The 18,486-nt window shown below is 64.0% G+C and carries 20 protein-coding genes and 1 tRNA gene; 6 read left to right on the top strand and 15 right to left on the bottom strand.

Annotated elements, in window-relative coordinates; translation table 11 throughout:
- The first annotated feature begins 34 nt into the window (after positions 1–34).
- The 5 genes from UP10_RS23660 to UP10_RS23640 all read left to right on the top strand — a co-directional run bounded on the left by UP10_RS23660 (position 35) and on the right by UP10_RS23640 (position 4,345).
- Positions 35–1,276: a hypothetical protein gene (locus tag UP10_RS23660; RefSeq protein ID WP_044589648.1), complete on the top strand. Its 1,242-nt coding sequence runs from the start codon at positions 35–37 to the stop codon at positions 1,274–1,276.
- 134 nt (positions 1,277–1,410) lie between these two features.
- Positions 1,411–2,565 (top strand): caspase family protein, encoded by a 1,155-nt coding sequence (locus tag UP10_RS42170; RefSeq protein ID WP_082077230.1) that lies wholly within the window; start codon positions 1,411–1,413, stop codon positions 2,563–2,565.
- 102 nt (positions 2,566–2,667) lie between these two features.
- Positions 2,668–3,138, top strand: a complete 471-nt coding sequence (locus UP10_RS23650) for a hypothetical protein (RefSeq protein ID WP_197086886.1) — start codon at positions 2,668–2,670, stop codon at positions 3,136–3,138.
- A gap of 129 nt (positions 3,139–3,267) precedes the next feature.
- Positions 3,268–3,741, top strand: coding sequence for a GNAT family N-acetyltransferase (locus UP10_RS23645; protein WP_044589647.1), 474 nt, complete (start codon positions 3,268–3,270; stop codon positions 3,739–3,741).
- Positions 3,742–3,901: 160 nt separating this feature from the next.
- Positions 3,902–4,345 (top strand): hypothetical protein, encoded by a 444-nt coding sequence (locus UP10_RS23640; RefSeq protein ID WP_245321831.1) that lies wholly within the window; start codon positions 3,902–3,904, stop codon positions 4,343–4,345.
- On the opposite strand, the gene UP10_RS23635 is transcribed toward UP10_RS23640, so the two are convergent.
- From UP10_RS23635 to UP10_RS23585, 11 genes are all read right to left on the bottom strand, one after another.
- A complete protein-coding gene (locus UP10_RS23635) occupies positions 4,335–5,183 on the bottom strand; it encodes an SWIM zinc finger family protein (protein WP_245321829.1) in 849 nt (282 codons plus the stop codon). The two genes, UP10_RS23640 and UP10_RS23635, sit on opposite strands and share 11 nt — an antisense overlap.
- Positions 5,184–5,291: 108 nt before the next feature.
- Positions 5,292–7,979, bottom strand: coding sequence for a DEAD/DEAH box helicase (locus UP10_RS23630; RefSeq protein WP_044589645.1), 2,688 nt, complete (start codon positions 7,977–7,979; stop codon positions 5,292–5,294).
- Positions 7,980–8,104: 125 nt separating this feature from the next.
- A tRNA-Phe gene (locus tag UP10_RS23625) sits at positions 8,105–8,180 on the bottom strand.
- 139 nt (positions 8,181–8,319) lie between these two features.
- A complete protein-coding gene (gene yacG / locus UP10_RS23620; protein ID WP_044589644.1) occupies positions 8,320–8,502 on the bottom strand; it encodes a DNA gyrase inhibitor YacG in 183 nt (60 codons plus the stop codon).
- 45 nt (positions 8,503–8,547) lie between these two features.
- On the bottom strand, positions 8,548–9,177 hold the full coding sequence (locus tag UP10_RS23615; RefSeq protein WP_044589643.1) for a Maf-like protein: 630 nt from the start codon (positions 9,175–9,177) through the stop codon (positions 8,548–8,550).
- A 159-nt stretch (positions 9,178–9,336) separates the two neighbouring features.
- Positions 9,337–9,801, bottom strand: a complete 465-nt coding sequence (locus UP10_RS23610; RefSeq protein ID WP_044589642.1) for an arsenate reductase/protein-tyrosine-phosphatase family protein — start codon at positions 9,799–9,801, stop codon at positions 9,337–9,339.
- A gap of 51 nt (positions 9,802–9,852) precedes the next feature.
- A complete protein-coding gene (locus tag UP10_RS23605; RefSeq protein WP_044589641.1) occupies positions 9,853–10,359 on the bottom strand; it encodes a UPF0262 family protein in 507 nt (168 codons plus the stop codon).
- Positions 10,356–11,651: a histidinol dehydrogenase gene (gene hisD, locus UP10_RS23600; RefSeq protein WP_044590069.1), complete on the bottom strand. Its 1,296-nt coding sequence runs from the start codon at positions 11,649–11,651 to the stop codon at positions 10,356–10,358. Before hisD ends, UP10_RS23605 begins: the two co-directional genes overlap by 4 nt.
- Before the next feature lie 198 nt (positions 11,652–11,849).
- Positions 11,850–12,275, bottom strand: coding sequence for a DUF2948 family protein (locus UP10_RS23595; protein WP_044589640.1), 426 nt, complete (start codon positions 12,273–12,275; stop codon positions 11,850–11,852).
- 101 nt (positions 12,276–12,376) lie between these two features.
- Positions 12,377–13,036 (bottom strand): NAD-dependent epimerase/dehydratase family protein, encoded by a 660-nt coding sequence (locus UP10_RS23590; protein ID WP_044589639.1) that lies wholly within the window; start codon positions 13,034–13,036, stop codon positions 12,377–12,379.
- Between the two features lie 33 nt (positions 13,037–13,069).
- Positions 13,070–14,008 carry an SDR family oxidoreductase gene (locus tag UP10_RS23585; RefSeq protein WP_044589638.1) on the bottom strand — a complete coding sequence of 313 codons (939 nt, stop codon included), beginning with the start codon at positions 14,006–14,008 and terminating at the stop codon, positions 13,070–13,072.
- A gap of 99 nt (positions 14,009–14,107) precedes the next feature.
- Between UP10_RS23585 and UP10_RS23580 the strand changes: the two genes are divergently transcribed.
- A complete protein-coding gene (locus UP10_RS23580) occupies positions 14,108–14,746 on the top strand; it encodes a TetR/AcrR family transcriptional regulator (protein ID WP_044589637.1) in 639 nt (212 codons plus the stop codon).
- Between the two features lie 55 nt (positions 14,747–14,801).
- Here the strand turns inward: UP10_RS23580 and UP10_RS23575 are convergent, their stop codons facing one another.
- The 4 genes from UP10_RS23575 to UP10_RS23560 all read right to left on the bottom strand — a co-directional run bounded on the left by UP10_RS23575 (position 14,802) and on the right by UP10_RS23560 (position 18,458).
- Positions 14,802–15,626 (bottom strand): alpha/beta fold hydrolase, encoded by an 825-nt coding sequence (locus tag UP10_RS23575; protein ID WP_044589636.1) that lies wholly within the window; start codon positions 15,624–15,626, stop codon positions 14,802–14,804.
- A gap of 138 nt (positions 15,627–15,764) precedes the next feature.
- Positions 15,765–16,274 (bottom strand): hypothetical protein, encoded by a 510-nt coding sequence (locus UP10_RS23570; protein WP_044589635.1) that lies wholly within the window; start codon positions 16,272–16,274, stop codon positions 15,765–15,767.
- 169 nt (positions 16,275–16,443) lie between these two features.
- On the bottom strand, positions 16,444–16,752 hold the full coding sequence (locus UP10_RS23565; RefSeq protein WP_044589634.1) for a UBP-type zinc finger domain-containing protein: 309 nt from the start codon (positions 16,750–16,752) through the stop codon (positions 16,444–16,446).
- 8 nt (positions 16,753–16,760) lie between these two features.
- Complete coding sequence (locus UP10_RS23560) at positions 16,761–18,458, bottom strand: FAD-dependent oxidoreductase (protein WP_044589633.1); 1,698 nt, start codon at positions 18,456–18,458, stop codon at positions 16,761–16,763.
- Positions 18,459–18,486: the final 28 nt, after the last annotated feature.

Raw genomic sequence — 18,486 nt, 5'->3', positions numbered from 1 at the left:
CGCGAGCGGCAACACGCGGGGAGACCCATCGACCATGTCCGTCATCGCGATCCTGACAACGAACAAGACGACCTATGATTCATTGCACGGCATCCTCGCGATGGTGGGCGCCGAGTTCGACCGCCTCGGGCACGAGGTGCAGATGCTCAATCTGCTGGCCCCCGAGACGCCCGCCCGGCTCACCGCTTTGTTGCCGCGGCGCGCCGAGACGATGGCGGTCGGCTTTTCCGGGATCGGGCTCGAACTCTACACCAACGACAAGAAGCTGTTCTGGGACGAGGCCCAAATCCCCTGCTTCACCTGGTTTTGCGACCACCCGTCCTATTACGCGCGGCGCCACGGGCTCGAGAGCCGCTATCTCGCGCATGGCTACGTGTTTCCGGACCACGCTGCATTCAACCGCGATCATCTGCAGGCCAATGGCGCCGTCTTCGCGACCCATATGGGCATTCCCGATCCGGGTTTCTTCGGCAGCCTGCCGCCCGAGAAACGCAACGGCCGGCTGGTCTTTGCCAAATCCGGCTGGAATCCGGCAGAGCTGGAACGCACCTACCGCACGACGATGCCACCAAAGCTGTTCGCCATCCTGTTCGATGCGATCGCCGAAGCGCGCGGCAAGTTCTGCAGCACATTTCCCGAGATCATCGTCCGGGTTGCCGCCGAGCATATGGTCTACCTGACGCCCGGCCGCGACGTGTTCAATGCGATCCTCACCCGGCTCGATAATTACACGCGGGCGGTGCGCAGCCGCGAGGTCGGCGCAGTGCTGCTCGACTATCCGGTCGATTTCATCGGCGGCGGCTGGGACGATCTCGCAGGCAAGGGACGGCACGCCCGTATCCTCGGCGCGATGCCGTTCGACGCGATGCGCGAGGGCCTCGGCAGCTATCTCGCGGCCGTCTCGCTCAATCCCAATGTCGACCTGTCGATGCATGACCGGGTGTTCTTCGCGCTCGGCGCCGGCACCGTGCCGGTGTTCGACACCAATAGCTTCTCGGCCGCCCATATGCCGCACCTCGCCCGCTACAGCTTCGGCCAGGACAGGGACGCCGCGAGCGTCGCCGCCGCCGTCGAGGCCGTGCTGGCCGATCCTGCCACAGCCCAAGCGGCGACCGCTGCAACGTTTGACGAGCTCTATCCACGCTTCTCGATGAGCCGGTCGGTGCAGGATATCCACGAGATCACGATGTCCATGACGGGCACCGCCGGCGCAAGGCTGTTGCCCGCGGAGCCGGCGCCCCCCAACGTCTGGGCGCCGACGGCGAAGGTGGCCTGACACGCGCCTCGCCGTTTCCTTGGCTGCGTCGCAGCCTTGCCATTTCCGTGGCTGCGTCGCAGCCCTGCCATTTCCATGGCTGGCTCGCGCCGGCTGAGCTAGCATGAGGCCCGTCACGTCTGATCAGGGCCGGCATGAATCGACGCGGGTTTATTTTCGGATTGGCCGTTGCCACGGCGCTTGCGGGTTTCGCCTCGGCGTCCGCCGCGGCCGATGGCCGACGCGTTGCGCTGGTGATCGGCAACGGCGCCTACCGAAGCGTGCCGGCGCTGCCCAATCCACCCAATGACGCCGGCGATGTCGCCGCAGCGCTGAGACGGCTCGGCTTCACGGTCACCCTGATCGCTAACGGCACTTTCGACGAGATGCGGCGCGGCCTGATCGTGTTCGGGCGCGATGCCACCGGCGCCGAGATGGCGGCGGTGTATTTCGCCGGCCATGGCATGGAGATCAACGGCGAGAACTGGCTGATCCCGGTCGATGCCGAGCTGAAGCGCGATACCGACGCAGCGAACGAAGCCATCAGCCTGCAGAGCGTGATGCTGCAGGTCACCAGCACCACGAGCCTCGGCCTCGTCATGCTCGATGCCTGCCGCAACAATCCGCTCGCCGCCAAGATGAACCGGGCGCTGGCGACGCGGGCGGCGGTGAGCGGCGGCCTCGGCCGCATCGAGCCGGTCGGCAACGTGCTGGTCGCCTATGCCGCCCGCGACGGCACCACCGCGCTCGACGGCGACGGACACAACAGCCCGTTCACCGCGGCCCTGCTGCGCAATATCGAGACCCCCGGCGTCGAGGTCACCTTCATGTTCCGCAACGTCCGCGACGACGTGATGGAGGCGACGCGCAACGAGCAGCAGCCCTTCGTCTACGGCTCGTTGTCGCGCAAGGGGATCTACCTGGCGGGCCTGCCCTCGCCGGGTTCGGCCGGCACTACGCAGGCGAATGCGATGCCTGCGGTTGCGGCTCCAGCGCTGCCCGCGTCGCCATCCGCAATCGATCCCGCGCTGGTCGGCACCTGGGAGATCATGGTGCCTGATGGCCGCGGCCAGTCACGCTGGATCTGGCGGATCATGGGCGACGGCAGCTACAAATTCCACGCCGAAGGCGGCCGCGCCGTGCAACCTCATGAAGGCACGGTCACCGCTGCCAACGGCCGCTGGACGCTCCACCCGCTCAAGGGACTGCCGAAGGACTACAGCGACGGCGGCTCGTACGAGATCCGCGACACCATCGCCGTGATCACGGGGAAGCTGGGGACGGGATATTGGAAGCGGAGTGTGGAGTGAGGCAGTAGTGCAGCTTGCGATGTAAGCGAGATCAAACGAGCGAATAGCATGCATACCGCATATTTTGTGATCGGCGCCTCCGGCTCCGGAAAGACGTCGGCAGTGCACGAGCTGGAAAAATCCGGCCGGCCTGGCTTGAAGACGTTTTTCTTCAATCGCATCGGCGTTCCCTCCGAGCAGGAGAGAATCGAACGGTGGGGCAGCGGCGGCGGGTGGCAGCGCGCCATGACGATCGAGTGGGCGAGACGGATGAGCGGCGAGATTGCAAGCTCCGACATTCTGCTGGACGGTCAAACCCGTCCGTCCTTCATTGCCGAGGCGTGCGAACTGAATGCGATCAAGCGTTACCGGATCATTCTGATCGACTGCTCGGAGGACGTGCGACGCGAGAGGCTGGTGCGGCGCGGTCAGCCCGAACTTGCCAACGAGCAAATGATGGAGTGGGGACGATGGCTGCTCAGGGAAACGACGAAGGTTGGCTGGGACATCATCCACAATGACGATCTGTCGATCGCGGAAACGACAGGCACCTTGGAAGCTATTGTCAAAGGATCCACGCCGAAGGATCGTTGAGGCGCCACGACCCGATACCTGCACGCTGGGCGACCGCTACCGGCAATGGCGGCGCCACCGGGTTGACCAGGCCCGGGCAATTTCGCAAAGTTTGGCAAGATACAAGAGCCAAGCTGGAGTCCGCTTCTCGTGACACGCGACGTCGACTTTTCATTCAGGCTCGCGCGTCGTGAAGATGCGGAGACGGCCTTCAGCATTACGAAGGCCTCGATCGGCGGCCTTGGCGCGGCCGGTTACTCTCGGGATCAAATCGAGAATTGGATGGGCGCGCGTACGCCGGCATTCTACGAAGAGCTCATCGCGAGAGGACGGATGACCGTGTCCGTGCGCGACGGCGCCGTCGTTGGATTTGTCGACGCCGAGCCGGGTGAAGTCACCCGGCTGTTCATATTGCCGGAAGCGGCCGGCGCCGGACTCGGTCGGCGGCTGCTCGAGATCGGAATCACCCAGGCGAGGCGGGGCCATCACGGGTCAATCAAGCTCGAGGCGACGATCAATGCCGAAGGTTTCTACCAAAAACATGGTTTTCGAAGCGTCGGCCGGGGTCATTTTTCTCACGGCCTCGGCGGCGAGCCGATCGAGATCGTGCATATGGAGTTGTAGATTATGGATTCCAACACGGCATCGCAGCCTGCATCATCGCTCAAGCCTATAGACCGAAAAGTTCACTCGTCTGCTGGCTGAGCGACAGGGCGCAAGCACCGAATCATCAAGTCCCCCACGATCGCGAAAATCGAGATATCCTGATCCACGACAGCGTCGAATGAGCCCCACCGTGCCCGTCAGCTTTAAAGAACTGCTCGATACATTTGAGCTTGTGAGTATGGCAAACCCTCTCGGGGAATATCAGGCGTTTATCTGCCGGCAAACCGGCAAGATCTATTGCCATTCCGACTCTGAAGATTTCGCTGAGATCACCGATGAACTACCTCACGACGTCGAGGACGACGAGAAATACATCGCTGTTCCCGACAAGCGGGAGCTCGATCTAGGCAAGCCGATGGTGTTGGACTTCGCGCGGGAATTCCTTCCCGGTGCCTTCGACGAGGTTCGATACATCTTCAGCAAGCGAGGCGCCTATCAGAAATTCAAAGCCCTGCTCGTTCGCAAGCATGCCCTCGAGCAATGGTACGATTTCGAGAACAAGGCGACCGAACAGGCGTTGCGCCGCTGGTGCGAATTCAATTCGATCGCGGTCACGGATTGACGGAACGCCTTGGCGGCGCGCCATTGAGGATACGCCCACTGGCCCGGCCTCGACTTGCCTTCTTGCTCTCCGACCGGGCCGGCTCTGCAAGGGGTCGGCCGTTCTTCGTTTTGGGCCCAGCCTTTGCTTTGGGCGCAGTCTTTTTCACGACTGTCGCCTTGCTTCCTCCCGGCATGCCCGAGCGCGATTGCCGTTTGGGCGCGGTGGGAACGGCGGCCTCTGGAACAACGGCCTCGGCCATGTCCAATCCGAATAGCGCCGCGACGTCGCTGTTATCGAGGATGTTCGCCGCACCTGATGGCACTTTCGTCAGCGCAAGATCCTCCCCGGCATTGGCAAGCAATTCGCTTTCATCGACGCCGCGCAGTTCGAAGAGAAGCTGCGGCCGTTCGTCGAGCCTCGCACCAACGCCATAGAGCGCCGCCGCGACGTGCTTGCACATGTCGGCTCCGTCCGGACAGCTGCAGGACAGCTTGATTTCCTTGGGCGATGGGAAAAGGCCGTCGCCCTGCCGACAGACCCGGTCCATGACGCCCTTGGCCAGACGCCCCTGAAGAAGTTCAACCACGGAGTTGATCTCGCCTGCGCAATCCCGGCAGATCGCCTTCCAGCGCGCGGCCACGACGGGCGCAACGGTGACCTTGATCTTGTAGAGCGAAGACCCGGCGACCATCGCTGTGACTTCGCCCTGGGCGATTTGCAGGTCGACAACGGAGCCGTTGCGGACGTAGGTTCGGCCGCGCGGCATCCGGCTCTCAAAGTCGCTATAGTGCTCGAGGTTGGTGCACCACGACTTGCCCCAGAAACTGTTCGCGATCGTGCGGCCCTCGATCGTCACGGGAGCGACGGATTGGCCTCGCTTCTTGAGCTTTGCCACTTCGCGTTCGGCATGCCGCCGTTTCTCGGCCACCGATACATAGGGCTGCCATTCAAAATAGCTCATCCCTCAACCTTCTTTGGTCGCGGCGCTCAAATCGAGAGCCACGAGCTTTAGCAGGTCCTCATCCTTCATCTCGGTCAACACCATTTCAGACCCGCCGCCAAGCAAATCCCCAGCAAGTTGCTGCTTCGACTCGATCAGCTGGTCGATCTTGTCCTCCACGGTGCCGCGGCAAACGAACTTGTGCACGAGTACATTCTTATTTTGCCCGATTCGGAAAGCTCTGTCGGTAGCCTGATTTTCCACTGCCGGGTTCCACCATCGATCGAAATGGACGACATGCGAGGCCGCGGTCAGATTGAGTCCCGCGCCACCTGCCTTGAGAGAGAGCACGAAGAACGGAACGCTCTCGTCCTCCTGGAACTGGCGCACCAGGTCCTTGCGCTTCTTGATCTCGGTCTCGCCGTGCAGAACAAGGCCGGCCCGCCCGAACAGAGAGCCTGCGAACGCGGCGATCGGTGCCGTCGTCTCCCTGAACTGGGTGAAGATCAAAGCCTTCTCCTGCCGGGCCGCGACCACCTCCAGGATGTCGCGCAGACGCGCGAACTTGCCGCTGTCTTCCTCCGCCCATGCGCCGTCGCCGAGCCACTGCGAGGGATGGTTGCATATCTGCTTCAGCCGCATGAGATAGGCGAGAACCAGGCCTTTTCGCTGCATTCCATCGGCGTTTTCGAGCTGGCGCGCCAGTTCCTGGACGGTTTGTTGGTAGAGCGCGGCTTGCTTGCGGCTGAGGGAACAGAAGGCCTTCATTTCCGTCTTGTCGGGCAAGTCGGCAATGATGCTTCGGTCTGTTTTCAGGCGCCGCAGGATGTAGGGGCGCACCAGGTCGCGCAACGGTTCATAGGGGCTGTGCGGTCGATCGGCGAGACCTTTGACAAAGGACGAGAACTGCTTCGGCGATCCCAGCAGCCCGGGATTGATGAAGTCGAAGATCGACCACAGATCGTTGAGCCGGTTCTCGATCGGCGTTCCGGTCAGCGCGATACGGGTATCGGCGCGAAGTCGCTTGACCGTCTTGGTCTGTTTGGCGGCCGGGTTCTTGATGGCTTGCGCTTCGTCAAGCACCACCAATCGCCACGACGCGGTGTCCAGCCAGGGCGAGCGCGCCAGAAAGCCATAGCTCGTGATGATCAAATCCAGATCGGCCGGATTGCCCTCTTCGTTGAATTTCTCCGCCGGCGCCGCCGATGGATGGGCCACGGCCGCTTTGAGGCTCGGCGCAAATCGAGCGATCTCGGACACCCAGTTGGCGAGCAGCGAGGCCGGGGCCACCAGCAGGCACGGCTTCCGCTCGCGGGCCGCCTCGTTCTTCAAAACCAACAGCAGCGACAAGACCTGGATGGTCTTGCCGAGCCCCATGTCGTCGGCAAGACAGGCGCCGAGCTTGAGCTGGGTGAGCAAGTAAAGCCATTGCACACCCGCCAACTGATAAGGCCGCAACTTGGCCTGAAGCAATCGGCCGGGATCGATCCGTGCGAGCCCATCGGGGCGACGCAGGGCAGCCAATGTTTCCGACAGCCAGGGACCGGCTACGGTCTGGCTCCAGCCGATATCCGCCTGGTCTCCAGAGCCGCCGTCGGCGATGCCTGCCCCGGCCAGCATGCGCATCGCCTCGGCGAACGACAAACCGTCGGCGGCGGCACGATGTTCGATCGCTTCAAATTTATCGAGTGTACGGCGCAGACGTTCATGATCGACCTCGACCCACTTGCCGCGGATCAGGGCCAACCCGTCCGAATGGGCCAGAAGCCGCTTGATGTCAGCTGCCGAAAGTTTCTCTCCGTCGAGCGTCACATCCATCTGGAAGTCGAGCAGCGCATCCATTCCCAACTGCGATGGTGCATTTTTCCCGATCGTCGCCTGCACCTTCGCACGCGCGGGGCGGTTCATCGGCCAGTTTGCCGGCATGCGCACGGCGATGCCGGAGCCCTCGAGCGCGGGCACGTCGTTCAGGAATTGCAGCGCTTGCTGCGGGCTCCAGCGCAGCGGATGAAAGATCTCGCCCGCGTCCACCATCGCCTTCAACCAGACGCAATGCTCGGCGGCGCGCTGGACCGGCAGCAACAGCGACAGCAGTCGCTCACGATTCTTCGCGCCGGCATATTCCTGCAAGGCTCTGCCGAGCGGCACATGCAGGGCTTTGGCCTGAGCCGAAAGCCGCGTGGTATAGGTCGCCATGAACGCGAACGGCGCAACCTCATCCTTCCTGTTCTCGGCAAGGTTGAAGTACACGCGGCCAACGAGATTCCAGGCCGGATTCCGTTCCTTGAGGAACGCCTGCGCCGAGAGCCCTGCTGCCGCCAGCTCGGCATCGAAGGCTGCGTCCATCCCCCGCCAAAGCTCGGCCAGCACAACCGCCGTCAGGTATTCCGCGCCCGTCATAGGCGGAACGGCCGCAGCTATCTTGTCCAGCTCGCCGTCTGTTGGAACCGGTACGGGCGGCTTGGTGCCGCCCTCCGCGATATCAGGAAGTGCGCACAGCGCGGTCACGTAGCGAACCGCAAACTCACGCCAGTACGACAGCACCGGAGGTAGAGCCGTCCCGACTTCATCGGCGCCCAGGTACAACAATCCATGCCCGGGCCCGCGCGCGAACGCCTGCTCCAGCCGAGCATCGGGCTGGGCCTCAAGCGCTTCCTCCGCCTGCCTCAGGATCAGCGACCCGTGTGGCGTGAGAACCGGCGCAAGCATCATGATCGACGCGCTCTTACGATCGCATTGGATGGAGATGGAGACGTTGCCAGTTGGACCGAGCCCCACAGTATGGGTTGCACCAGCAAGGATGCACTGTCCGCAACTCTATCCGAAGTGGTGGGAAATGGTGCCCAGGGGCGGGATCGAACCACCGACACTGCGATTTTCAGTCGCATGCTCTACCAACTGAGCTACCTGGGCGTGCTGGCCGAGCCTGAAAGGCCGGAGCGAGCGGGCGGTTTATAGAGAGGTCGGAGGGCGCTGTCCACCCGGCTTCGCCAAAGGCTTCGCCGGGCGCGGCCCGCCTTCCGTGGTTTCTCCAACTTGTTGGGAAATCACGCTAATCCGGGTCCTCGACGTCGTCATCGCGGCCGGGGACGACGTAGGAGCCCTTGAGCCAGCGATTCAGGTCGACGTCGCGGCAGCGCGGGGAACAGAACGGCAGAAAGGCCTGCTCGGCCGGCTTGCGGCAGATCGGGCAGGCCTTCACGGGGGCTGCGGGTTTTCGAGCTTGGTCGGTCATGTCGGAAACAGCTTACATCAACTGGACATGAAGAAAGCGATTGCCTCAAACCGCGACTGCGTTGAGCCAGCCGTAGCGGATTGGGAATCCTTCGCCGCCGAGCAAGGTCACGGTCTCATAGAGCGGCAGGCCGACCACGTTGCTGTAGGAGCCGACCATCTTGACCACGAAGGATCCGGCGATGCCCTGCACGGCATAGCCGCCGGCCTTGCCGCGCCATTCGCCGGAGCCGATATAGGCTTGGATGTCTTCCTCGCTGAGCCGCTTGAAGCGCACGCGGGTTTCGACCAGGCGCTGGCGGAATGCCTCCTTCGGCGTCACGATGCAGATCGCGGTGTAGACGCGATGGTTGCGGCCGGACAACAGCCGCAGGCACTGCGCCGCCTCGTCGACCAGATTGGCCTTGGGCAGGATGCGGCGGCCGACCGCGACCACGGTGTCGGCGGCAATGACGAACGCGCCGCGCAGGTCGTCGTCGAGCTGCACCGATTTCAGCGCCGCGTCCGCCTTGGCGCGCGCCAAACGGTTGGCGCAGGCACGCGGCAGCTCGCCCCGACGAGGGGTCTCGTCGACATCGGCCGGGCGCAGCGCATCGGGCTCGATGCCAGCCTGGTTGAGCAGCGACAGCCGCCGCGGCGAACCGGAAGCAAGAACGAATTTGGGACGACCAAGCATGCAGGTTTTTGGGCTGGGACTTAGGGGGACGGACGCGCGCGGAACCTATCGGATGCGACATGGATGCACAACCACGGAACCGGCCGCGAATCGTGCCGCCGACCGGGGCAAACCCCGATAAGCACAGCTGTTTGTCAGTCTGGCGACAAGCCGATCCGGCTATCCGCTCGCGGCGCCGACTCTCGCAAAACGGCGGCGGATGCGCAGCAGCAGGCCGTCGCAGACCTCGCGATAGGCAGCGAGCTTCTGCTCGCGGGTGCCTTCGGTGCCGGTCGGATCATGCGTCGGCCAGTATTCGACGTCGGCGGCGAGCGTGCGGGTGAGGTCGAGCGCCTTGTGATGCGCTTCCGGCGAGAGCGTGATGATGAGGTCGAAGTTCAGCCCTTCCCAGTCCTCCAGCTCCTCGAAGGTGGTCGGCTTGTGATGGGAGATGTCCTGGCCGAGTTCGGCCATCACGGCCACCGCGAACGGATCCAGTTCGCCCTTCTTCGCGCCCGCGGAACGCACATAGAGGCCCTGCGGAAACATCTGCTGCAGCAGGCTTTCGGCCATCGGCGAGCGCACGGCGTTGTAACCGCATGCGAACAGCACGGCCTGCGGAATGCGCGCGCGCGGCGCTTCCATGCGATCAGGCTTTTTTCGACCGGGGCACGCCCCCGTCAAGCTTCATACTGATCATTGTCCGCCCTCACCCTTCCAGTGGAGGACGGTGATCAGCGTGAACAGCCGCCGGGCGGTCTCGAAGTCGACGCGGACCTTGCCTTTCAGCCGCTCCTGCAGCGTGCGCGAGCCCTCGTCATGGATGCCGCGGCGGCCCATGTCGATCGCCTCGATCTTGTCAGGCGTCGCAGTCCGGATCGCCTGGTAGTAGCTGTCGCAGATCATGAAGTAGTCCTTCACGACGCGGCGGAACGGCGTCAGCGACAACAGATGCGCGACCACCGGCGAGCTATCCTCCTTGCGGATATCGAACATCAGGCGGTTACCGGTGATGGCGATATGCAGCGTATAGGGCCCGGCGTCGACGCCTTCGGGCGCAAACAGATTCTGCTCGACCAGATCGTAGATCGCGATCGCGCGCTCGTGCTCGATGTCGGGCCCGGAACGGCCGATCGATTCCTCGTCGAGCGTCACCGCGACGATGCGATTGTTGGAATCCGCGTCGGCAGGTGACTTGGTCATGAGAGGTTGAGGCGCAATCCGACGGAACGTGAATGGGCATCGAGACCCTCGGCTTGGCCGAGCGTCATCGCGGCGGGCCCGAGCGCACGAAGCTGCTCCGGCCCGCACTTCAGGATCGAGGTTCGCTTCATGAAGTCAAGCACCCCGAGGCCCGAGGAGAACCGCGCCGAGCGCGCGGTCGGCAGCACATGGTTGGAGCCGCCGACATAGTCGCCGATCGCCTCCGGCGTATGGGCCCCCAAAAAGATCGCGCCGGCATTGCGGACCTTTTTCGACAGGCCCTCGGGATCGACGGTCATGATCTCAAGATGCTCGGCGGCGATCGCATTCGCAAGCTCGACCGCGTCGTCGAGCTTTGCTACCTGGATGACGGCACCAAAATCGTTCCATGAGGTCCGCGCGATGTTTTCGCGCGGCAGGGTCGTGAGTTGTGCCTCGACCGCGCGCTCGACATCAGCGGCGAGCCGCGCAGAGTCTGTGATCAGGATCGACTGCGCGCTGACGTCATGCTCGGCCTGCGCCAGCAGATCGGCGGCGATCCAGTCGGCATTGCCGGTGTCATCGGCGATCACAAGTACCTCGGAGGGGCCGGCGATCATGTCGATGCCGACCTTGCCGAACACCTGCCGTTTCGCCGCAGCGACATAGGCATTGCCGGGGCCGACGATCTTGGCCACCGGCGCGATCGTGGCGGTGCCATAGGCCAGCGCGGCCACCGCCTGCGCGCCGCCGACGCGGTAGATCTCGGAGACGCCGCCGAGTTGGGCGGCCGCCAGCACCAACGGGTTGAGCTTGCCGTCCGGCGCCGGCACCACCATCACCACCCGCGGCACGCCGGCGACTTTCGCGGGCACGGCGTTCATCAGCACCGAGGACGGATAGGCCGCGGTGCCGCCGGGCACGTAAAGGCCAACCGCGTCGACCGCGCTCCAGCGCCAGCCGAGTTCGACGCCTTCGGCATCGGTGAAGCGCTCATCCTTCGGCAGTTGGCGGCGGTGGAAGGTCTCGATCCGGTCGCGGGCGAATTTCAGGGCGTCGATGGTTTTTCCGTCGCAGGCTTTCACGGCGGCATCGATCTCGGCCGCGGTGATGCGCAGGCCGCTCGCCTCGATCGTCAGCCGATCAAACTTTGTCGTCGCCTCGAGCAGCGCCGCATCGCCGCGGGCCGCCACATCGTCGACGATGGCGCGGGTGGCGCGCTCGACGTCGGCGGACACCTCGCGCTTGGCGGCCAGGAAATCGCGAAATCGCTGGTCGAAATCGGCGCTCTGTCGGTCCAGGCGAACGGGCATGGCGGCTTTCTTTGCGGACAGGGTCAGGTCCCTGCTCAATGGCGCGGCAGCCAATGGCCGTCAACCCTTCGCTGTCGTCCCGGCGAAGGCCGGGACCCAACCACCAAAGCTGGTTGTTTGGGCAAGATGCGGCCCCAGCGTCCCACAACAATTGGCATTTGGGGTAATGGGTCCCGGCCTCCGCCGGGACGACGGGAATTACCCGGCCGTGCCCAAATCGTCCGTCCCGAGGTCGGTCAGCTCGCATTCCAGGCACTCGACATCCAGCCGCAGCGCTCCGCCATGGCCGAACATCAGGAGCGCGCTGCCACCGGGGGGATCGGAGACGTGGAATTCGATCCCGAGCAGTTCCAGGGCGGCGTTAGGGGCTTCCAGGTCGATATTGCGCGACTTGCAGGCCAGCACCCGGTCGAAGCGCAGCGCGGCAATCAGGCGGCGCGAGCAGGTGCCGCCGGCCAGGGTCGGCTCCCAGTCCAGCCGGTTGATGCCGACCACGAGCCGCTTCTCGTTCTGGCGCCAGACGATGTCGGAGGGCTGGACGCGGGCGTCCTGGACATGGGCAGAGATGACCGCGAGGTCATCGGCATCGAGCGCAATCAGTTTCAGGGGAGCAGGCGACGACATGGCGACCTTTATAGCGCGTCGCCGCGCGGGAGATACCGCTCCGCCGAAGAAAACCTTCCGGAACAATCCCTCCCGGCCCGGAACCAGACCCGGACGTGCCGTCAGAGCCGGTTGATGTCCTCGCTCTCGAGCACCGGCTTTGGATAGCCGTCGCGCACCACCTTGAGCATGGCGCGGCCGAGCTGTTCCGAGGTCGTCATGTATTTCGGTGCGGCGCGGACCAGATAGGACAGCAGCGGCGAGGCCACGACATAGATCGCCTGCACCCAGGCCGTTTTGGAGCGCACGCCGTGCAGCGGCTGGATGCCGGCGGGACGGAACATGTAGGCAGCCTTGAACGGCAGCTTGAGCAGATCGTTCTCGGTCTTGCCCTTGACCCGCGCCCACATCAGCGAGCCGCGCTCGGTGGAATCGGTGCCGCGTCCGGTGACATAGGTGAAGTCCATGCCGGGATTGAGCCGGGCCAGCGTCGTCGCCGCCGCAAGCGTGATGTCGTAGGTGAGATGACGGTAGCGCGCCTCGTCCATGCCGATGGAGGAGACGCCGAGGCAGAAGAAACAGGCGTCGTAGCCGGTGAACTCGGACTCGATGCCGGAGAAATCCGTGAAATCGCCGTGCACCAGTTCGCGCAACTTGGCGTGCACCTGTCCGGTCGGGCTGCGCCCGACCGCGAGCACGCTGGTGACGCCGGGATCAATCAGACATTCGCGCAGCACGCCCTGCCCGACCATGCCGGTGGCGCCGAACAGGATGACTTTCATTTGATCTTCTTTCTGTCGCGCGACGTCACGGCTTCAGGCGGCGGCCGCGGCCTGATAAAATGATAGACCGGTCAGCACGGCCGAAACATCCCACAACCGCTCCGCGGCTGCAGCATCCTTCGCCCGCGGCATGATCTTGGCCGGCGACGGTGGTCCCTTCATCTCGTAGAATCCGCTCGGACCGTAATAGCCAGCCGCCTTCGCCGCCGGCGACGTCGCAGCAAACAGGGTCGGGAGCGCGCCAGCTGCAGCGGAATGACTTGCAAAAGGCTGAAGTAAAATGCCGAGGTACCCCAACAGGCCGCTCGTGCCCGGACCGTTGGCGATCAGTTCGGTTCGCGCAAAACCGGGGTGCGCGGCGTTGCTCATCAATCCCCAACCGGCAGCGTCGCTGCGCCGCTGGAGTTCGAGAGCGAACACCAGCATTGCCAGCTTCGACTGACAGTAGGCCTTGAAGGAATTATAGGATTTTGCACCTTGCAGATCTTCAAAATCGATCGTGCCTGACCGATGCGCAAGGCTGGACAGGTTGACCACGCGAGGCTGATGGCCGCGGCGAAGCAGCGGCAGCAGACGTGCGGTGAGCGCGTAATGGCCGAGGTAATTGATGCCGAACTGCATCTCGAAGCCGTCAGCGGTGGTCTGCCGCTTCGGCAGCGCCATCACGCCGGCATTGTTGATCAACAGATCGAGTGCGCCATGGCTGGCGGCGAAGCGTGTCGCGAAATCGGAGACGGAGGACAGATCAGCGAGATCGAGCGTCTCGTAGCTGACTTTGGCGTTGGTAAATTGACCGCGGATTCGCTCGATCGCGTGGCGGCCCTTGGCGTCATTGCGGCCGGTCAACACCACCGTTGCCCCGGCGCCGGCCAGCGCCAGCGCGGTCTCGAAGCCGAGGCCGCCGGTGGCGCCGGTAATGACGGCGGTCTTGCTGTCCTGGGATGGAATGTCTGCGATGGTCCAATCGGTCATGGTTATATCTCCGGGCTCGATTCGTTGCGGATACGACCGCGCCGCTCTAAATGTGCACTTAGTGCAAATTTGCAATAGGTGAAGATTGAGGATTGATCGGTGAACCCGCGTAAACCAGCTAAACCACGGCTATCAAAGGCAAAATCCAGCGCGGCCGCAGCCCCGCCTGGTCTGCGGGAACGCAAGCGGCAACAAACCCGCGAGCGGCTGACCCGGGCGGCGATGGTGCTGTTTCTGGAGCGCGGCTTCGAGGCCACCACGCTCGACGATATCGCCGCCGCCGCGGACATTTCACGCCGCAGCTTCTTCCATTACTTCGCGTCAAAGGAGGACGTGGTTTTTGCGTTGCACGAGGAGATTACGGCGGCCCTGATCGCCGCGGTCGCCGCGCGACCGCGCGATGAATCCATGCTCGCAGCCGCGGAGAACGCGATCTCCGCGATGGCTCGCCAGCTCGAACCCGGCGAAGCGATCGCGATGGCGCGTTTGAAGCGCGACAATCCGGCGCTGCAGGCCCGCGATCAGGCAAAATACGAGAGGCTTGAGCGCGCGCTGGCGGATGCGCTTGCCAAACGCGCCGGCCATAAAGCGGAAAAGCAGCAGGCCCGGCTGGTGGCGATGATCGCGACGGGTGCGATGCGCGTCGGCGCCGACCTCTGGACCGCCGACGGCGCGCGCGAAAAGCCGGAAGCTCTGGTCAAGCGAATATTCGCCGCGATACGGGCGATCTTCGATTGACCGCCGGTATCGGGAGTCTGTTGCGTTCTCACTGAAATCAGAACGGGGCCGACGCTCAACCCTTGATGAACGCCAGCAAGTCCGCGTTGACGGTCTCCGCCTCCGTGGTCGGCATGCCGTGCGGAAAACCCTTGTAGGTTTTCAACGTGCCGTTCTTCAGGAGTTTGGCCGACAGCGGACCGGAATCGGCATAGGGCACGATCTGGTCGTCGTCGCCATGCATCACCAGCACGGGGACGTTGATCTTCTTGAGGTCCTCGGTGAAGTCGGTCTGCGAGAAGGCGACGATGCCGTCGTAATGCGCTTTCGCGCCACCCATCATGCCCTGCCGCCACCAGTTCTGGATCACGGCTTCGGAAGGCTTGGCGCCCGGCCGGTTGTAGCCGTAAAACGGCCCCGTCGGCAGGTCGCGGTAGAATTGCGAGCGATTGGCCGCGAGCTGCGCCTGCAATCCGTCGAACACCTCTTTCGGCAGGCCGCCGGGATTGGCCGGCGTCTTCACCATCAAGGGCGGCACCGCGCTCAGGATCGCAGCCTTCGCCACCCGGCTTTCGCCGTGCCGCGCGAGATAGTGCACGACCTCACCGCCGCCGGTGGAATGGCCGACATGGACGGCATTCTTCAGGTCGAGATGCGCGGTCACCGCCGCGAGATCGTCGGCATAGTGATCCATGTCATGGCCGTCGCCGACCTGACTGGAGCGGCCGTGGCCGCGGCGGTCATGGGCGACGACGCGAAACCCGTGATTGAGGAAGAAAAGCATCTGGCAGTCCCAGTCATCGGACGACAGCGGCCAGCCATGGCTGAACACGATCGGCTGACCTTTTCCCCAATCCTTGTAGAAGATCTCGACGCCGTCTTTGGTGGTGATGGTGGGCATTTGATGGCTCCTCGATTAGTCGTCATTCCGGGGCACGCGAAGCGTGAACCTCAGATGCGCAATTGCGCATCGGGGAATCTGGAGATACCGAGATTCCGGGTTCGACGCTACGCGTCGCCCCGGAATGACGAGGATCAATCAGGCTGACGTCATCGGCCTGAACCGGCGCCAGGCGCCGATGATCACCAGCACGAAAAACAACAGCACGACGCCCTGCACGACGGCAAACACCGGCCCGGACGGCGGGTTCGGCGGCACGGCCGGCGCCAATGCCTGTAAGGCCGGCACCTTGAGGAAACTCTGGATGACAAGCACGAAGACATTGAAGTAGAGCGAGAGCAGCGCCGTCACCACATAGACCGGGCGCCACACGCCGGCGAGCCGCATCGCATAGAGCGCGATGCAGGCGATCGCGAGCAGCACCAGCGACAGGATCGCGATCATGTGCGACGGCAGCAGTTGCGTGAACGGAAACAGGAATCCGGTCGCGTTGGTCAGGATCGTGAACAGCAGAAAGATCGCCGTGATCCCGGGCATCGGCTTCGAACCGAGCAGGCCGAACATTGCGACCAGGCCGGTGACGATTGCAATCAGGCTGATGATCACGTGCACAAGCGTGAACGTCGCCAAGCTCATTCCCAGAACCATGTGATGCACTCCCCGTTGAGATCACCACCAGAGGTTACGATGCGATTCCGGAAATTGCCACATGGATCGGTGGCAGGACGGTCAACATTTCATGACAGCCCACAATAGCGGAGGCATTCGCGCGCGCCTCATAGACCCGCGGGCCACGTGCGCTTCGTGAGAACTTGAATCAATAATAGCGCGGGATCGGCCCGTTATGCGGCGTCTTGCGCTTCGACAGGTCGAACATCACCTCGTCAACGTAGCACCAGCCCCAGCCTTCCGGCGGATCGTAACCCTCGACGATCGGATGGCTGGTCGCGTGGAAATGCGCCGTTGCGTGCTTGTTGGGGGAGTCGTCGCAGCAACCGACATGGCCGCAGGTCCGGCAAATCCGCAAGTGCAGCCAGGGGCTGCCGCTCTTCAGGCATTCCTCGCAGCCGAGCGCGCTCGGCGTGACGTCGGCAATGCCGGCGATATGTGTGCAGCTCTTTGACATGCGAACTCCTAAAGCGAGGGACTGCCCTCGTCCGCGAGGAAGCCATGCAAGGCGGCGACCACCTGGGCGCCCTCGCCGATTGCCCCGCCGACGCGCTTGACCGATCCGGAGCGGACGTCGCCGACCGCGAACACGCCGGGCACCGTGGTCTCGAGCTGCGGCACCGCGCGCGCGTTGCCGCAGCTTTGCACGCCGGTCAGCACGAAGCCGCCGCGGTCGACCTGCACGCCGCAGCCCTCAAGCCAATTGGTCGCCGGATCGGCGCCGACGAACAAAAACAGATTGCGGATGTCGAGCGTGAACTCGTCGGGCGCGAGCCGGCTGCGCCAGCGCACCCGCTCCAGCGTCTCCGCACCCTCGAGTCCGATCACCTCGGTGTTGAACATCAGTTCGATGTTCGGCGTCGCCTCGATGCGCTCGATCAGATAGCGCGACATGCTGGCGCCCAGCCCACCACCGCGGATCATCATGTGGACCTTGCGGGCATGCGTCGAGAGAAACACCGCCGCTTGCCCTGCGGAATTGCCGCCGCCGACCAGCACGACATCCTGGTTGGCGCAGAGCCGCGCTTCGATCGGCGAGGCCCAGTACCAGACGCCACGCCCCTCATAGGCTTCGAGATTATCCATCGCAGGTCGGCGATAACGTGCGCCGCTGGCGACCACGATCGATTTGGCGCGCAGCGAGTGCCCGCATTCGGTGGCGAGCGTAAAGGCGCCTGTTGCCTTCGAGCAGTCGAGCGATTTCACCGAGACCGGGATCAGCATCTCCGCGCCGAATTTCTGCGCCTGGTTGAAGGCGCGCCCGGCAAGCGCCTGGCCGGAGATGCCGGTCGGGAATCCCAGATAGTTTTCGATGCGCGCGCTGGCGCCAGCCTGGCCGCCATAGGCGCGTGAATCGAACACCGCGACCGACAGCCCTTCGGACGCCGCATAGACCGCGGTGGCAAGCCCTGCCGGACCGCTGCCGACCACGGCAACGTCGTAGAGCTTGTCATGGGCACGGCCGCCGATCATGCCGAGCGCCATCGCAAGCGCGGTCTCGGATGGATTGCGGAGCACGGTGCCGTTGGGGCAGACCACCAGCGGCAGCTCGGCGCGCGACGCCGAGTAACGCGCGACGAGGTCGGCGGCATCCGTGTCGGTATCAGGGTCGAGGAAATGATTCGGCTGGCCGTTACGCGACAGGAAACTCTGCAGCCGCGCCATGTCGCCGAGCGACGGCGAGCCGATCAGCACCGCGCCGCCGGCCCCGCCCTGGATCAGGCTGACCCGGCGCAGGATCAGCGCGCGCATGATACGCTCGCCGAGATCGGCCTCGGCAACCAGCAGCGCACGCAATCTCTCCGGCGGGATCAACAGCGTTTCGACGTCGCCATCGGCATGGCCGTCGACCAGCGCGGGGCGGCCGGAGAGCTGGCCGCTTTCAGCGAGGAATTGGCCTGCGCCCTGGTCGATCACAGGCGTGATAATGCCGAGACCGTCGCGCAGGGTGAGCGCGACCGAGCCCGACAGCACCACGAACATGCCGGGGCCAGGCTTGCCGGTCTCGAACAGTGCGTCACCGTCCCGGAACGAGCGCGGTTCGCCGAAGCGGCGCATCCGCTCGATCTCGTGCGGGGTCAGCGTCGGGAAGGTCTGCTCGAGACGCGGGAAGGCGTAGGCGGTTGCGTTCAGTCGATTGATCTTGGTTGCGTCTGCAGCCATCTTTGGCGACCTGCTTCCCTGTACCGCA

Origin of the sequence: Bradyrhizobium sp. LTSPM299, assembly GCF_000938235.1 — a bacterium.
GTDB lineage: Bacteria > Pseudomonadota > Alphaproteobacteria > Rhizobiales > Xanthobacteraceae > Bradyrhizobium.
Note: the sequence above shows the minus strand (reverse complement) of the source record. Positions and strands in the feature narration are given on the sequence as shown.

Coding starts and splice junctions, on each gene's coding strand:
- UP10_RS23595 (WP_044589640.1), bottom strand. CDS start 12,275: ATGTCGTCGCCTGCTCCCCTGAAACTGATTGCGCTCGATGCCGATGAC.
- UP10_RS23560 (WP_044589633.1), bottom strand. CDS start 18,458: ATGGCTGCAGACGCAACCAAGATCAATCGACTGAACGCAACCGCCTAC.
- UP10_RS23570 (WP_044589635.1), bottom strand. CDS start 16,274: ATGGTTCTGGGAATGAGCTTGGCGACGTTCACGCTTGTGCACGTGATC.
- UP10_RS23585 (WP_044589638.1), bottom strand. CDS start 14,008: ATGACCGATTGGACCATCGCAGACATTCCATCCCAGGACAGCAAGACC.
- UP10_RS23630 (WP_044589645.1), bottom strand. CDS start 7,979: ATGATGCTTGCGCCGGTTCTCACGCCACACGGGTCGCTGATCCTGAGG.
- UP10_RS23660 (WP_044589648.1), top strand. CDS start 35: ATGTCCGTCATCGCGATCCTGACAACGAACAAGACGACCTATGATTCA.
- hisD (WP_044590069.1), bottom strand. CDS start 11,651: ATGCCCGTTCGCCTGGACCGACAGAGCGCCGATTTCGACCAGCGATTT.
- UP10_RS23590 (WP_044589639.1), bottom strand. CDS start 13,036: ATGAAAGTCATCCTGTTCGGCGCCACCGGCATGGTCGGGCAGGGCGTG.
- UP10_RS23605 (WP_044589641.1), bottom strand. CDS start 10,359: ATGACCAAGTCACCTGCCGACGCGGATTCCAACAATCGCATCGTCGCG.
- yacG (WP_044589644.1), bottom strand. CDS start 8,502: ATGACCGACCAAGCTCGAAAACCCGCAGCCCCCGTGAAGGCCTGCCCG.
- UP10_RS23565 (WP_044589634.1), bottom strand. CDS start 16,752: ATGTCAAAGAGCTGCACACATATCGCCGGCATTGCCGACGTCACGCCG.
- UP10_RS23640 (WP_245321831.1), top strand. CDS start 3,902: ATGAGCCCCACCGTGCCCGTCAGCTTTAAAGAACTGCTCGATACATTT.
- UP10_RS23615 (WP_044589643.1), bottom strand. CDS start 9,177: ATGCTTGGTCGTCCCAAATTCGTTCTTGCTTCCGGTTCGCCGCGGCGG.
- UP10_RS23575 (WP_044589636.1), bottom strand. CDS start 15,626: ATGCCCACCATCACCACCAAAGACGGCGTCGAGATCTTCTACAAGGAT.
- UP10_RS23610 (WP_044589642.1), bottom strand. CDS start 9,801: ATGGAAGCGCCGCGCGCGCGCATTCCGCAGGCCGTGCTGTTCGCATGC.
- UP10_RS42170 (WP_082077230.1), top strand. CDS start 1,411: ATGAATCGACGCGGGTTTATTTTCGGATTGGCCGTTGCCACGGCGCTT.